Origin of the sequence: Nocardia sp. CWNU-33, assembly GCF_046764895.1 — a bacterium.
GTDB lineage: Bacteria > Actinomycetota > Actinomycetes > Mycobacteriales > Mycobacteriaceae > Nocardia.
On record NZ_JBKOQN010000037.1, the window covers coordinates 17294 to 31348 of the forward strand.

Below are 14055 nucleotides of genomic sequence, written 5' to 3' on the forward strand. Positions count from 1 at the left end.
GGGACCGACACAGAGATGTAGGGGTATCGAGATGAAGGGCGAGTCGGCGAGCGCTGCGGATGACGCGGTGGCGGGTTGGTTGGCGCGATGGGTAGAGCGCACGTCCGAGCCAACGGTATTCGATGACGCGGTCAACTACCTCGACGACGAGATTGCGGCCGAACTACCAGAACTGGTAGCCGATCCCGAGCTTCGTCGAGATCTCGAGGCGAGTACACGCGGGCACCTGGGGGCGTTGCTCGCCGTCCTGCGATCAGAGCGCGCGGAGCTGCCGCCCGAGGCATACGGGTTGGCACGCACGCTCGCGCGCCGCGGCTTCGGTGTGGAGATGCTGCTGCGGTTGTATCGAGTGGGTCTTCGGGCGATCCACCGCTATTTCACCCACGCCGTCGAGCAGAGTGCGGACGATCCGAAACTGAAGTCCGATGTTCTCGTTCGCATGTGGTCTGTCGCCAGTGAGTGGCTCGACAGCGCGGTTGACCTGCTTGGACCCGCCATCCTGGAGGAGCGCCGCAGATGGCTCGGTGGCGCGTCGGCGCGCCGAGCGGAGGTAGTCGCGGCGATTCTTCGCAGCGAGCCGAAGGACCTCGCCAACACGAGCCGGGTGCTCGGCTACCCGTTGTTCCGGGTTCAGACGGCGATGACGCTGTGGGTGGAGGCCGAATCCGAACACGCCGGGCGGCTGCCGGAGATTGCCGAGGCGCTGGCCGCGATCCTCGGTGCGGGCGAGCCGTTGACTGTGCCATCGGGCGAGCACGGACTGTGGGTCTGGTGCGCCACGGACCGAGAGCCCGATCTGGAGTTGCTGTCGACTTCGACCGCGCTGCGCGCGGCCGATGCCGTTCACGTTGCCGTGGGTATGTCCGCCGTGGGGTTGGCCGGTTTTCGCCGAAGTCATCGACAGGCGATGGCGGCGCAGCAGCTGGCCGTCGCGTCCCGTCGCGGGCAGCAGGTGACCCGCTACTGCGAGGTCGAACTCGTGACGATGCTGTCTGCAGATGTGGAGGCGATGAAGGACTTCGTCTGCCGGGAGTTGCGATCACTTATCGACGACAACCCGAGCACCGAGCGTCTTAGGGAGACGGCGCTTGCGGTTTTGGTTTGGGGTATTGCGGGGGCGGCGAAGGTCATCCCGGTGCACAAGAACACGGTGCGTTATCGGCTCAATCAGATCGAGGCTCTCCTCGAGCATCCGATCGATCAGCGGCGCGCACAGGTCGAGTTGGCGCTGCGTTGTGTGGCCGAGTTCGGCGCGCACACCTTCACTACGCCATAGCTGGCGTCTGCAGCGTTGTGTCCGGCGCACAATCGCCCGCCGATTTTTGGCCGTTCGAACCTAGTGAGCGGTGTGTGTCCTGGGACACACTCAGAGGCGTCAGTCCACCAGCGGGCCGTAGGTGAGCCCTCGCGGAAGCCGTGGAATCGATTGCTCCGCAATGGGTTCCAGCAGAGTCACAGCGACGGTGGTCGTCACGGTGCTCGTCCGTCAGTACCCGCTGAATCATCTGAACCCGACTCGAGGAGCGGCGCATGGGCGTCTTCAAGAACGAGGCAGACGTATACAAGTACGTCGGCGAGTTGATGCGCAAGGGCACATCTGATCCGGTGCTGGGCCCGAAATTCGCTGCGTCAGGAGTGATCCTGAGAGCGACGTACACCGATCCTGATGCCGTCATCACCGTGGACTTTCCGGGCGGAAAGGTCTACACCGGGGTGGACGTCGGACCTGTGCCCAATGTCCAGCTCTTCATGTCCGCCGACGGCGGCAACAGGTTCTGGCTAGGCAACCTCAATCTGACGATGGCGATGGCCAAGGGCGACGTGCGCGCCAGGGGGCCCGTCACGAAGGTCCTCAAGTTGGTGCCGGCCGCAAAGGCGCTTTTCGGACCCTACCGCGAGATGCTCGAGTCCGACGGCCGCACCGACTTGCTGAGCAGCTGAATCTTGTTATGCCGCAACAATTCTAACCACGAAGGAGAACACGATGAAGACCAAAGCCGCGGTGTTGTGGGGGATCGGCGAGAAGTGGGAGGTCGAGGAGTTCGAGCTCGACGACCCCAAGCCCGGCGAGGTGATGGTCAAGATGACCGCGGCCGGTCTCTGCCACTCGGACGAGCATTTCGTCACAGGGGACCTGCCCATACCGTTCCCGGTGGTCGGCGGGCACGAGGGCGCCGGTGTCGTCCACAAGATCGGCATCGGCGTCACCGAGGTCGAAGTAGGTGACCCAGTGGTGTTGTCCTTCGTGCCGGCATGTGGTCGGTGCACTTACTGTGCCAGGGGCATGACGAACCTGTGTGACTTGGGTGGGGCGATCATGTTGGGCCCACAGTTGGACGGCACATACCGCTTCCACGGCCGGGGCGAAGACATCGGGCAGGTGTCCGTGCTCGGGACCTTCAGTGAGTACACGGTTGTCCCCGTCGCCAGCGTCGTGAAGATCGACGAGGGTATCCCGTTGGACAAGGCTGCTCTCGTCGGCTGCGGAGTGACAACAGGCTTCGGCTCATCGGCCCGCACGGCAGAACTGCGGCCCGGTGACAGCGCGGTCGTCATGGGTATCGGCGGCATCGGAATCAACGCCGTCCAGGGTGCCAAGGTTGCCGGCTGCCGCTTCGTCTTCGCCATCGATCCCGTCGCGTTCAAGAGGGAGAAGGCGCTCGAGCTCGGGGCGACGCACGCCTTCGCCAGCGTGGACGAGGCCTGGCCGGTGATCTCGGAGATGACCCGTGGACAGCTTGCCGATGCCTGCGTCATCACCACCGGCGTTGCCGAGCCCGATCAGGTTCTCGAAGCGTTGTCGCTCGTGGGCAAACGTGGCCGCGTCGTGGTCACCGCGGTGGGCCGCCCCGAGGAACAGACCATTTCGGCGTCACTGCAGGAGCTCACGCTCTTCGAGAAGTCCATCCGTGGATCACTGTTCGGCTCGTCCAGCCCGCAGATGGACATCCCGCGGCTGCTGCAGATGTACACCCTCGGCCTGGTGAAGCTCGACGAGCTCATCACCACGGAGTACACGCTCGAGGACATCAACCAGGGCTACGCGGACATGTATGCCGGCAAGAACCTGCGCGGACTGATCCGTTTCTGAAGCTGACCACCGCATCGAACCGATCAATCTGAGGAGTACCTGGTGAGTTTCGAGCAACTGTCGCCGGCTACCGAAACCGTCGATGTCCACAACCCGGCCACCGGCGCCGTGGTCGGAAGCGTTCCTGTCCAGACGGCCGATTCGGTCGCCACCGTCGTGCGGGAATTGCGAGCGCATCAACCAGCGTGGGAGGCGCTAGGGGTCCGCGGGCGCGCCACGTGGCTGCGGAAACTCCGGAACTGGCTGCTCGACAACGAATCTCAGCTGGTCGAACAACTGCACGCCGAAACTGGCAAGCCACGAGCCGAGGCCGTGCTCGAGGTCATGGTCATCTGCGACGCGATCAACTATTACGCCGACCGGGCACGGCAGTTCCTCGCCGAGGAGAAGGCCAGACCCCACGGGCTGCTGACCGCCTCCAAGAAGCTCACCAAGGTGTACCGCCCGTACCCGGTGGTAGGGGTCATCACCCCGTGGAACTTCCCCCTGATGATTCCCGGCGTGGATGCGGTGCCGGCGCTGCTCGCCGGAGCAGCCGTGGTCATCAAGCCCTCGGAAGCCACGCCACTGTCCGGGCTGGGCCTTGCCCGCGGCTGGCAGGAGATCGGCGCTCCGCCGGTGCTGGCCTGTGTCACTGGACTCGGTGCGACCGGTGTGGCATTGGTGGACACGGTGGACCTGGTGCAGTTCACCGGCTCGACCCGGACAGGGCGGGCCATAGCGGCGCGAGCAGGCGAACGGTTGATCCCCTGCAGTGTCGAACTAGGCGGTAAGGACGCCGCGATCGTCCTCGCCGACGCCGATCTCGCCCGTGCTGCGAACGGCATCGCGTGGGGCGGTCTGGTCAACTCCGGACAGGCTTGCATCTCGGTCGAGCGGGTGTACGTCGAGGCCCCGGTCTATGACCAGTTCATCGCGCTGCTGACCGAACGGGTCGTGGCTGTCCGGCAGGGACTCGACGACGGCTCGTACTCGGCAGATGTTGGTGCCATGGCCACCGAGCAGCAGGTCGAGATCGTGCGCAGGCACGTCGACGATGCCGTCGCGCGCGGTGCCAGAATTGTCACCGGCGGCAACGCCGTCGGTCCCGGTGCGTTCTTCGAACCCACGATTCTTGTCGACGTCGACCACTCGATGGCGTGCATGCGCGAGGAGACGTTCGGGCCGACGATCCCGGTGATGAAGGTGGCCGACGCGGAAGAGGCGATCCGGCTGGCCAACGATTGCGAGTACGGGCTGTCCGCGACCGTGTGGACGAAAGACCGTGACCGTGGGCAGGCCATCGCGCGGAGGCTCGAGGTCGGGTCCGTCAACATCAACGATGCCTATGCCAATCTGTTCTGTTTCGCGCTGCCACACGGGGGTTGGAAGAACTCCGGTCTCGGCGCCAGGCTCGGCGGCGCGCAGGGCTTGCGGAAATACTGTCGCCAGCAGGCGATTACCGCTCCGCGCGTGCCGACGCCGAAGAACGAGGTGCTGTGGTACCCGTACTCACCCCGACGCGGCAGGACTGTCGCCAGAATACTGCGTCTGCTGGCGGCCCGCGGTCTGCAGCGACGCTTGCGCCGGACCGAGCCACACACATTATCTATATCGGAATCTGGTCAGACATGAGTGGCAGAAGACAATGCAATTCGATTATGGCAGACGGCCACGCGGAGATTTGCGGGCACCAGACTGAAAGGTGGGGATGCAGTGTCGCCAGGACCGCGGGACATTGAGGAGAGCGAGCCTGACTATCGATTCACGCTGGCGAATGAGCGAACATTTCTCGCATGGATCCGCACAGCCCTCGGGTTGCTCGCGGGAGGAGTCGCGGTACACCAATTGGTCGCTCCGTTCGAGGTCGCCGGCGCGCGTACGGCAATAGCGCTCGGCTGCGTTTTCCTCGCGGTCATCCTCGGGGGAGGCGCATACTTCCGCTGGCGTTCCGTGCAAGACGCGATACGTCGCGACGAGCCCCTTCCTCGATCCCTCCTGATACCGATTCTCTCGATCGGAACGGGTGTCATTGCCGCACTCGCGAGTGCGGCGGTTGTTCTCTCGTGAACACGCCACCAACCCGAGATGTCGGCCTGCAGGCAGAGCGCACATCCCTGGCATGGCGGCGAACAGCGCTGGTCGCCGCTACGGTCGCGGCGCTGTTTCTGCATCAGGCCGCCGTGCGCGGATGGGGTGTCGCTGCTATTCCTGCATTGTGTGCGGTCAGCACGATGCTTGTGCTCTTACGCCTGTGCTACGTGCGTTCGCATCGGCTGCGGCAGGGGCATATGAGCATGAACGTACGAGTTGCTGCGGTGAGTTCGGTGATTGTGGTCTGTAGCGGACTATGCGCTGGCATTGCGTACGTTAGGTATGCGTGAAGGAATGGTGGGTCGAATTCGCTCACCTCAATCGCGCAAAACTGCCGAACTCGGTATCCGAAGCTGATGCCGAATGCATGAAATATTCAAAGGTTGACTATTTGCGGATCATGTATCTGGATCAAACGACCCGCAAATATACCGATAGAAGGAATGCACCAAAAATGATGAGAAAAATAGCTGTGTCGGCGCTGATGGTCACGGCCCTCGGCGCGGCTGCCGCCGCACCCGCTGCCGCAGGCCCCGACCCGGCAGTGGGGCCGGTCGATTTCATGGCCGAGGCTACCGATACGGCCACCGTAGTAACTACCAGCGCCGGTTCGATGGCGGTGGAAGACAACGTGTTCAAGATCAAGGCTGCGGATGGATCCGTGCTCGCGGGGACCCCACTGGCCTTCCGGGTGGACGAGTTCGTATTCCCGATCGCCGCGGAAATCTCCGATCACACCGCGATCTTGACGCCGCAGTTCGATATCGCTCGCGCCCAGTACCGGCCGGTGGCACTGCCGTTCGAGGACAAGGCGCCATGGAAGAACGAGTACGACCGTGAACAAGCCGCCTGGAATCGCATGGCCACCACCATCACGATGGGCGCCACCATCGGAACCCTGGTCGGCGGTCTCGGCGGTGCCGCGGTCGGCTGCGTCCTCGGCGGCATCGTCGGAGCCACGATCGCCTCGGCTACCATCATTGGCCTGTTCGGCCCGTTTATCCCCGCCGCCGCGATCGGTTGCATCGGCGGCATCGCGGCCGTCGGCGCGCTCGGCACCGTCGCCGGACAACTGCTGGTCACCGCCCCTATCGCCGTCGGCGCAGCCATCCAATACTTCGCCACCATCAACAACCCGCCACTGGCACCAGCAAAACCCAGCTAACCCAACACCGTTGAATCCTGACCACGCGGGCTTCCCTTCGCGCGCAGCAACTTCACGTTGCAGGCAGGCAGCCGGGGATTCCTCCTGACCCCAGTTCTCGGCGCGGGCGCGTTCAACCAGTCGGTCAACAGCTCCGGCGAGCCGGGCAGGGAGGGGTGTGGATCTGTCATCCGATCCATCCCACCAAAATCTCACACTTTTGATGGGATCTGCCCAGATCTGATGGGACATGATGGGCGGGTGCTGGCGTATAGATATCGGCTGTGACCAGGTGTGATGGGATCTAATGAGGCATGTCGATGAGATTGGAACCTGTGCCAAGTGGTCGCAGGTTCAAATCGGGCACGCGAGTAGCAGGGGGCCAGTTCGAGTAAGGCGGGTCGAGGTGGGCTGTGGGTAGGTGGTCGACCACAAGGGGGGTTGCACCTACCGGCGGACAGTTACCTCTCAAGAGGGAAAGTTAGCGCAGAGCATCGCGAAACAACGAGGCGACCGGAGTACGGTGGCAATCTGAGGCTACTAACTACAGCCGGGTTACGTCACTGCTGATAGGAGTGGTCGTGGCATCGGATGCACCCCCATCGGGCGGCCAGGCCGGACGGATCTTCGGCCCGTTGGTCGATGTTGCCATTCCGCTTGCCAAAATCGTCGGTCCGGCGACCGGTCTATCCGGCCTACCGGCCGTGGTGGACCTGATCGCCGCGCTAATCAACATTCAGGTAGGCCAAGCTGCTGCGTTGAGATCGATCAAGGCCGACACCGCCATATTGCGGAACTCGCCGATGCGGGAAGGTCTGAAACTTCTTGAGGACGCGAGGCGAGTTGGACCAGATGACGGCCACTGGAGAACGTACATCACGAGAGCGGAAGAAAGGCTGAGCACAGCACGCACTCTCGTACGGGGCCCGGCAGAGGAAACGCTCGTCGAATTCAACATCGCCGTGGCCTTCTTAGCGTTGGAGCACAGGAAGGAAACCCGCCATCACCTGGAACTGAGCAGACTGTGCGCCGAGCAAGCGATTGACGTCTACATCCGTCGCGCGAAGCCCGGCTATATACGAGACATCAGCAGATGCCGCGAGCGTCCAGCGGAGCAGGCCCCGAGTTGGCGAGAATGGCGAGAAGTGTTCACAGGAACTGGGCGAAATGTCTACGCCATGTTTGATATGCCGGACGATGACCCCTGGAGGTCAGGCTTTAAACACCTCCCGGTCGAAACCGTCATCGGGTATGCCATTAGCCCGATTGCGGCACCATTTTTCACCGTTTACAACGTGCCGCGTGGGTTTTCAAATCGGCGAGCGATTCAGGAACTCAAGGGATTCATCGACCTTTACAACCTTGTTCAGCTGGGAGCGAGTCAGGACACCGACCGCCAGGCCGGATACCTGACCCTCGAACCGTACGACGCCCACCCGGGGGAGAAGGTGAACAAGGGCGTCTACCAATTCAAAGACCTCTGGATCGGAGACTGATCAGCGCCGCGTCGGTTGAGGATCTGATCAACGAGCGAGTGGCGGGTATGCAGAAAGTACGCAGCAGTGCTGGCGGATACCAACGCCGCCATCGTGCCCATCACTCAAACATGCTGGTAGACCGCTTGGTCATCAACCGCCGTCAACCGCAAACGCCGAGAACGCTTTTCATCACCAACACTTCGACGAGCTGTGGCTACCGCCGAGGCCGCGGCGCTGCTCCCGATTGTGGCTACTCGCCAAGATGCGCGCCGAGTCAGCAGTAGGTTCGTACCTGTGAATCGCACTCGTCTAGAGATGAGAGTCCTCAGCATCGTCAACTTGGTGGTCGGCGGTGCCAAGTTCGAAGACGACTACGTTGATCTGAAAGCCACATGGCCCGATCCGTACAAAGCTGCACGCCTCATTGCCGCTATGGCTAACGCATCGGCAGGGGAGCAGATCATCTGGATCATCGGACTAGATGAGGGTAAGCATGCGGTCGTCCCCTTGGATGACACCGACGCGGCGAACTGGTGGGCGCAGGCCGAGTCGAAGTTCGCGGACGGCACGACCCCTGATCTGCAGGTGCTCGTTGTGCCAACTGATACCGGTCCGGTGACGTGCCTGCATTTCGAAACGGACCGCGCCCCGTACATGGTTAAGCCGGAGAAGGAAGGCGCAGTCACACGCGAGATTCCGTGGCGAACGGGCACCCGAACGAAGTCTGCGTCGCGTCCAGAAGTCCTTTCTATGTTGCTGCCTCAGATCAAAGTCCCGGCAATGGAGCCTGTCGAGGGTCAGGCGGAGTTCCATCACGTAGGAGACGATCCTCGTGACTTTGTCTTCCAGCTGGACACGACGATATTCGTCGACTACCCGGGAACTAATATCGTCCTGCCGCGACATCGCTGGTCAGGCACCTTTCAGACCGCAAACGGTGTGTTGGTCCGCATGCACTCGATACGTTGCATCGGCGAGGACGACCAGGCGAACAACCGCTACGGAATCGTCTCGCGGGGAGCTGGTCTCATTGTCACCGGGCCAGATGTGTTCAGAGTTATCGCGAGGGCTGACGTCGTCTGCTCGCTGGAGGAAGCCACCGAGATCGTAAAGAGCGACTGGGTGGACGTCGACCTGTCTTTCCATGTCAACAGCACGGACAAGGCCGCTCACGTCGGGCAACGTCTTTGGCTACTGCCAGAGAGCGACGACGACGGTCTCTTCCCACGTGACGATACCCCCACCTCGACTTGGGTCGGCTAGGCGAGGAATTCAGTCATGCTGCGTACGCGGCATGACTGAATTGCACCGGGTAGTGCCAAGGCGAACAGCGCACCGACCTGGGGCTTTGTCTATCGCTCGTGCCTAGTCAGCGGCAGCAAACGCCTGGATAGGTTCATCATCACCACTTCGACGAGCTTGGGGCCAATCTGGGGCCACACGATATGAACGGCCCTGCACGCTGGTCTCCGGAAGCGCGAATTCTGCGATGTGCACATCGTGTCTGACGTGCGGAAATGGCTGCGGGGAGAGCTGGGGGTCAAGTGGTCGCAGGTTCAAATCCTGTCATCCCGACAAGGTCAGAGGCGGTTTCCGCTCTCCGTGAGGCGTTCTCAGGCATGTGAGCGTGCCAAGAACGTGCCAACACGCGGGAGCGGGCATTTCAACAAATCATCCGAACAGGGCAGCGCCCGCCGCGCGCAAGTCCTCGGGTTGTGTCGCTGTAGACGCCCAGCGATAACGCAGGGTCGTGGCCATGCCAGGCCGCGACGATGTGCACCGGGATCCCCAACTTCAACATGAGCGACACGCTCGTGTTCCGCAGCCCCTTCAGCGGGATGCGGCGCAGCCCGGCCCGCTTCCTGAGTCGCTGGAACATATCCGAGTAATACTCCGGTCGGATCGGCTCTCCCGTCTCGTCGACCGCGATCAGCCGATCGTCGGTCCAGGGGATGTCCAGTGCCGTGCACTCGGCCTGCTGGAGCACCTTCAACTTGTCGAGCGCTTCCGCCATATCGGCAGGCGGCGGAAGATCGCGACGACTGCGCCTGGACTTCGGCAGGTTCTCCTCGGTCTCCTTACCGATGGCGACACGCCCCCGGCGTACCTTCAGTGCGGTTGCATCGAACCGCGTCCATCGCACGCCGAGGCTTCGGACCGCCGCGCCCCGTAGCAGCTCAGCAGCCAGCAGGCGTAGAGCCGTTCGTTGCGTACCGCTTCGCGGAACGTCTCGACTTCCTCTACCGTCCACGACTTTGCTTGTTCGTCGTCGTCATCTTCGTTGATGTCATCGGTGGGGCGTTCCACGAGCGCGATTACGTTGCCAAAAGAGCGTGACGTAGCGACCTGGACTATCGATCAGTTGTTCGCGGCGATGGAGATTTGGATGGAACTCATGGTTACGGCTTGCCGCTCAGGTCCGGGGCTTGGCCCATCGCCCGCGAGTCTGGCGGATGTGGTTGCGCATCAACCGCTCGACAGCACGCGAGTCGCGTCGCTCGATGGTGTCGACGATGTCCAGGTGTTCGCGTGCGGAATCCACGAGCTCGCCTCGTTCGAGCAAGCTCGAGAGCCCGAACAGCCGGGTGTGGGCGCGCAGATCAGACACCACGTTGGTCATCCGCGTGTTGTCCGCGTACGAGAGGAGGCGCAGATGGAAGACGCGGTCGGCTTCGGTGTATTCGACGAGGTTGCCCTCGTTCGCGCAGTCCACGATGACCTGCGCGAGCTCGCGGAGCACGGGCAGATCCTCGGCTGGGATATGGCGCGTGACCTGTCGCACCACAGGCGGCTCGATCAGCAGTCGCAACTCGGTGATCTCGTCGAGGTCCGACTCCCCGATCTCGGTGACCCGGAAGCCCTTGTTGGGTACGACGTCGACGAGGCCCTCCTTGACGAGGTCGAGCATGGCTTCGCGCACGGGAGTTGCCGACACACCGAATCGAGCCCCCAGACCCGGCGCGGAGTAGACGACCCCGGGCTCCATCTCGCCGGAGACGATGGCTGCGCGCAGCGCACGGCCGATCCTTTCACGAATGCTGACCTTCTCCACGAGCCCAATGCCGTTCAGTGCCATGTGCCCTGCCTCTCTGCGGGATGCTGGTTCCTCGAGGTATGTCGTCACGTGGCACCAAGTTCTGGGTCCCCCGAACGGCGCGGCCGGGCACATGTCCGGCTACGCCGAGAGCAACCAACGACAGCAATTCCTCGCTTCATCAGAGGGCCTCGTCGGTGGATTTCGAGGTGACCTGGGCCAGAATTTCCAAGGCTATGGGCGCGCAGAGGGTCTGCTTGGCCAGCGGTCGCAGATCCTCCACGGTGAGGGGTCGGTCCTCGGCGGCAGCGGCCAGCTTGGCTGTGGCGAACCCGCACACGTGCCCCTGGCACCAGCCCATTCCTGGCCGCGCCATCAGTTTGACAGTCCGTACGTCGGTGGCGCCGAGCTCGTCGCGGGCCCGACAGACGCTGTCGAAGCTGACCTCCTCGCACCGGCAGATCGTAGTGTCCGGGGTGAGCCACTCGTGCCAGCGCGCCGGGACCGGGTGCGCCTGGTGCATGGCGGCGGCGAAGACACGGAGGCGCTGAATACGCGCACGCAGTCGACGAATACGCATAGCGTGGACCTCGAGCGTGTCGGCCGCAGCGATCCCGGCCAGTTCACCCTCGGCTACCGCAAGCAGCGCCCCGCCGACTCCGGTTGCCTCACCGGCGACGTACACCCCTGGCGTGGTGCTGCGCTGCGAGTTGTCGACGACGGCGACGAGAGACTGGTCGACGTCGATCCTGGTTTGGGCGCCCACCGCGGTGATGAGCTCCATCGAAGGGGTGAAGCCCCAGCCCAGGGCGACCAGGTCAACGTCAACGGTCGTCGTGGGGCCGACAACCCGCCCCGCGGCATCAAGCTGGGCCAGTTGGACCGCCTTGGTGCCGGTGGGATCGGCGTCGATGCGAGTCACCGCGGTGCGAGTCCGGTACGGGATCCGGTGGCGGGCCAGCGCCAGGGCGTACTCCGCACCCTCGGCGACTTTGGCAGGAACGGCTGCCACGGCGCGGGCGTGGCGCGCCCATCCGGTCAGGGCATTGGCCTCGCACACGGCCACGACTGTCGCTCCGGCATCGGCGAGCTGCTTGGCGACCGGAAGGAGGAAGGGGCCCGTTCCCGCGACGACAGCGCGCTGGCCGGCGAGTGTGCGGTGTCCCTTCAGCAGGGCTTGTACGCCGCCGGCAGCCATGACTCCGGGGAGGTCCCAACCGGGGACGGGCAGCTGGCGGTCGTACCCACCTGGACAGAGAATCAGCCTGGCGGCGACGACGAGCCCGGGCGTCGCCTCAGCGGTGTCGACGCCCACGATCGTCGGAGTCAGGTGGAGGGTCCAGCCCCCTTCCCGGTCATCGGCGTCGGCAGGTGCCGTGGGCTCCACGAACCACACCTGGGCATTGGGAAGGTGAACCACCGCGCCCATCTGCCGATGTCGGCGCAGCTTCTCGCGAAGCTCGGTGAACAGCTTCCAGTCGTGGTGGCCTTCCGCCTCCGGCCCACGTGGGGCGCGCTCGTCCGGATGACGCCAGTACTGGCCGCCGATCTGGGCACCAGCGTCAACCAGCACGACGGTCTTGCCCCGGTCGGCCGCAGCTGCGGCGGCCGCCAGGCCGGCTGGGCCGGCACCGACGACGGCTACGTCGAACGCTCCGACCGTTTGTCCAGAAGGGGTCGGGTTGCTGCTCATCGCTTGGTCCCTCCGTCGTCGGGAGCGTCAGTTGCCGCATCGACCGGCGCAGCGGTCGTGCTCAGCTGCATGCCTTCGCAGACGGGGACGATGCAAGCGCGCTGGTTGGGTGCGCCGTTGACGGTGATCAGGCAGTCGTAGCAGATCCCGATGCCACAGAAGAGGCCTCGGGGGCGGCCGTTCTTCCGGGTGGTGCGCCAGGACTGGATCCCGGCGTCGATGAGTGCCGCACCCACGGTCTGGCCGGGGTGGGCAAGGAGCTCCTGGCCGTTGAGGGTGAGGTGTACGACGGACGTGCCGCCGTCCTCGACTGTCCGCGGACCGGCCTGGGTTTTCGGATGTCTTGTCATGCGTGGTCACCAGCCGAGAAGCGAGCGGGGGCGAAGGGGGAGAGGTCCAGGTCGGGCGACTTGCCGGCCATCGCCTGAGCCAACAGCTTCGCGGTGCCGACCGACAGCCCTATGCCGGCGCCCTCGTGCCCGGTCGCGTGCCACATCCCGGTGAGGCGGGAGTCGTGGCCGATCACGGGCAGATGGTCGGGGCAGTACGGTCGGAACCCCATGTAGGTGCGCATGATGCGGACCCGGGCCAGCGAGGGGAACAACGCCAGTGCCTTGGCCGCGATCTCGCGCAGAGCCGGCAACGACACGGTGCGGTCGAACCCGACCCGCTCCCGCGAGGACCCGATCAGGATGGTCCCGGCCTGCGTTCCCTCGATCACGGTAGAGGTCTGCAGGCCTTCGTCGGAGGAGTGCGTCGAGGCGACGTACTCGCCGGCATACACTTTGCGGTTGATCGTGGGCGGCAGCGGCTCGGTCACGAGCACGAAGCCACGCCGGGGAAAGACGGGTACGTCGACCCCAGCCATCGCTGCGATCTCGCTCGCCCAGGTGCCGGCCGCGTTGACCACGTGGTCGCAGGCGATCGTTCCTCGACTGGTGCGGACGGCTTTGACCCGTCGTTCGCCACCCAGGTCACGGTGCTCGATCCCGGTGACTTCGATACCTGTGGAGATGACAGCCCCCATGCCTCGTGCCAGCCGCAGCAGATGGGCGGTGAGAAGCATGGGTTGCACTTGGGCGTCTTGCGGGTAGTACGCGGCTGCCGCCAGGCCGATGCGGATGTTCGGCTCGTACTGGTGGATGTCGGCTGCGTCGACGTCCACGGTTTCGATGCCTGCCCGGCGCTGACGGGCGCCGAGTTCCCGTAGCGCGTCAGCGCCCTCGGGGCTCGACGCGACGACGAAGCCGCCCTTGGACTCGAACTCCCATAGCTGACCGAACTCGGCCAGGTCGTCGTGCCACACCGAGTGCGAGTACAGAGCCAAGTCCAGCTCATGGCCGGCCTCCTTGTCCGACACCAGCAGGTTGCCCTCACACGCGCTACTGGTCCCCGACGCAACCTGGCCCTGCTCGAGCACCTGCACGCGGAAGCCTTCCTGCGCCAGGAAGTACGCGCAGGCCGCGCCGACCGCTCCCGCGCCGATCACCACGACTTCTGCGCCCTTGGGCAGGTGATCGCTCATGCCACCCTCCCTGGAGG

At 64.1% G+C, this 14055-nt stretch carries 15 protein-coding genes; 9 read left to right on the top strand and 6 right to left on the bottom strand.

The features are described from left to right. Positions 1-31: 31 nt before the first annotated feature. The 9 genes from ACLMAL_RS33050 to ACLMAL_RS33090 all read left to right on the top strand — a co-directional run bounded on the left by ACLMAL_RS33050 (position 32) and on the right by ACLMAL_RS33090 (position 9049). Complete coding sequence (locus ACLMAL_RS33050; protein WP_412002652.1) at positions 32-1276, top strand: PucR family transcriptional regulator; 1245 nt, start codon at positions 32-34, stop codon at positions 1274-1276. Between the two features lie 305 nt (positions 1277-1581). Continuing rightward, the gene (locus ACLMAL_RS33055; protein WP_412002686.1) at positions 1582-1941 is read left to right on the top strand and encodes a sterol carrier protein; all 360 of its coding nucleotides are present in this window, start codon (positions 1582-1584) and stop codon (positions 1939-1941) included. Between the two features lie 43 nt (positions 1942-1984). Beyond that, a complete protein-coding gene (locus tag ACLMAL_RS33060) occupies positions 1985-3091 on the top strand; it encodes an NDMA-dependent alcohol dehydrogenase (protein ID WP_412002653.1) in 1107 nt (368 codons plus the stop codon). 42 nt (positions 3092-3133) lie between these two features. After that, complete coding sequence (locus ACLMAL_RS33065; protein WP_412002654.1) at positions 3134-4705, top strand: aldehyde dehydrogenase family protein; 1572 nt, start codon at positions 3134-3136, stop codon at positions 4703-4705. An 81-nt stretch (positions 4706-4786) separates the two neighbouring features. Continuing rightward, a complete protein-coding gene (locus tag ACLMAL_RS33070) occupies positions 4787-5140 on the top strand; it encodes a YidH family protein (RefSeq protein WP_412002655.1) in 354 nt (117 codons plus the stop codon). Further along, positions 5137-5454, top strand: a complete 318-nt coding sequence (locus tag ACLMAL_RS33075) for a DUF202 domain-containing protein (protein WP_412002656.1) — start codon at positions 5137-5139, stop codon at positions 5452-5454. The genes ACLMAL_RS33070 and ACLMAL_RS33075 overlap by 4 nt, the downstream gene beginning before the upstream one ends. 164 nt (positions 5455-5618) lie before the next feature. Next, on the top strand, positions 5619-6329 hold the full coding sequence (locus ACLMAL_RS33080) for a hypothetical protein (RefSeq protein ID WP_412002687.1): 711 nt from the start codon (positions 5619-5621) through the stop codon (positions 6327-6329). A 560-nt stretch (positions 6330-6889) separates the two neighbouring features. After that, positions 6890-7804, top strand: a complete 915-nt coding sequence (locus ACLMAL_RS33085) for a hypothetical protein (RefSeq protein WP_412002657.1) — start codon at positions 6890-6892, stop codon at positions 7802-7804. Positions 7805-8128: 324 nt separating this feature from the next. Continuing rightward, the gene (locus ACLMAL_RS33090; protein WP_412002658.1) at positions 8129-9049 is read left to right on the top strand and encodes a helix-turn-helix domain-containing protein; all 921 of its coding nucleotides are present in this window, start codon (positions 8129-8131) and stop codon (positions 9047-9049) included. Between the two features lie 400 nt (positions 9050-9449). Here the strand turns inward: ACLMAL_RS33090 and ACLMAL_RS33095 are convergent, their stop codons facing one another. From ACLMAL_RS33095 to ACLMAL_RS33120, 6 genes are all read right to left on the bottom strand, one after another. Beyond that, positions 9450-9800 (bottom strand): hypothetical protein, encoded by a 351-nt coding sequence (locus ACLMAL_RS33095; RefSeq protein WP_412002659.1) that lies wholly within the window; start codon positions 9798-9800, stop codon positions 9450-9452. A gap of 95 nt (positions 9801-9895) precedes the next feature. After that, a complete protein-coding gene (locus ACLMAL_RS33100) occupies positions 9896-10093 on the bottom strand; it encodes a hypothetical protein (protein WP_412002660.1) in 198 nt (65 codons plus the stop codon). 106 nt (positions 10094-10199) lie between these two features. Next, the gene (locus tag ACLMAL_RS33105) at positions 10200-10862 is read right to left on the bottom strand and encodes a GntR family transcriptional regulator (RefSeq protein WP_412002661.1); all 663 of its coding nucleotides are present in this window, start codon (positions 10860-10862) and stop codon (positions 10200-10202) included. A 139-nt stretch (positions 10863-11001) separates the two neighbouring features. Continuing rightward, the gene (locus tag ACLMAL_RS33110) at positions 11002-12513 is read right to left on the bottom strand and encodes an FAD-dependent oxidoreductase (protein ID WP_412002662.1); all 1512 of its coding nucleotides are present in this window, start codon (positions 12511-12513) and stop codon (positions 11002-11004) included. Then, positions 12510-12863: a (2Fe-2S)-binding protein gene (locus ACLMAL_RS33115; RefSeq protein WP_412002663.1), complete on the bottom strand. Its 354-nt coding sequence runs from the start codon at positions 12861-12863 to the stop codon at positions 12510-12512. The genes ACLMAL_RS33110 and ACLMAL_RS33115 overlap by 4 nt, the downstream gene beginning before the upstream one ends. Next, on the bottom strand, positions 12860-14038 hold the full coding sequence (locus ACLMAL_RS33120; RefSeq protein WP_412002664.1) for an NAD(P)/FAD-dependent oxidoreductase: 1179 nt from the start codon (positions 14036-14038) through the stop codon (positions 12860-12862). Before ACLMAL_RS33120 ends, ACLMAL_RS33115 begins: the two co-directional genes overlap by 4 nt. Positions 14039-14055: the final 17 nt, after the last annotated feature.